This window comes from Ensifer sp. 2TAB8, assembly GCF_052115125.1.
In the GTDB taxonomy this organism is placed as follows: Bacteria; Pseudomonadota; Alphaproteobacteria; order Rhizobiales; family Rhizobiaceae; genus Ensifer.
The window spans coordinates 1-677 of sequence record NZ_JBFRGB010000080.1 but is presented as its reverse complement, the minus strand read 5'-3'; the positions used below and the strand labels follow the sequence as shown (position 1 = coordinate 677).

Annotated in this window: 1 protein-coding gene; it reads left to right on the top strand. The window is 63.8% G+C overall.

The window, feature by feature from the left end; translation table 11 throughout:
* The coding region (leuB, locus tag AB4Z53_RS35415; protein ID WP_441600102.1) for a 3-isopropylmalate dehydrogenase at positions 1-677 on the top strand (677 nt) is incomplete at both ends.

Here is a 677-nt window from a genome sequence, read left to right as displayed (position 1 = left end):
GCGCTGGCCGCCGCTTCCTCGCTGAAACCGGAACTGGTCGAGGGCCTCGACATCCTGATCGTGCGCGAACTGACCGGTGGCGTCTATTTCGGCGAACCGAAGGAGATCATCGATCTCGGCAACGGCCAGAAGCGCGGCATCGACACCCAGGTCTATGACACCTACGAGATCGAGCGCATCGCCGGCGTCGCCTTCGAACTGGCCCGCACCCGGAACAACCGCGTCTGCTCGATGGAAAAGCGCAACGTCATGAAGTCGGGCGTCTTGTGGAACCAGGTGGTGACCGAGACGCACAAGGCGAAATATTCCGACGTCCAGCTCGAGCACATGCTGGCGGACGCCGGCGGCATGCAGCTGGTGCGCCAGCCCAAGCAGTTCGACGTCATCGTCACCGACAACCTGTTCGGCGACATGCTGTCGGATGTCGCGGCCATGCTCACCGGTTCGCTCGGCATGCTGCCGTCGGCCTCGCTCGGCGCGCCGGACGGTGTCAGCGGCAAGCGCAAGGCGCTCTATGAGCCGGTGCATGGCTCGGCGCCGGACATCGCCGGCAAGGGCATTGCCAACCCGATCGCGATGATCGCGTCGTTTGCCATGTGCCTGCGCTACTCCTTCAACCTCGTGAAGGAAGCCGACAATCTCGAAAAGGCGATCGCCAACGTGCTCGACCAGGGCAT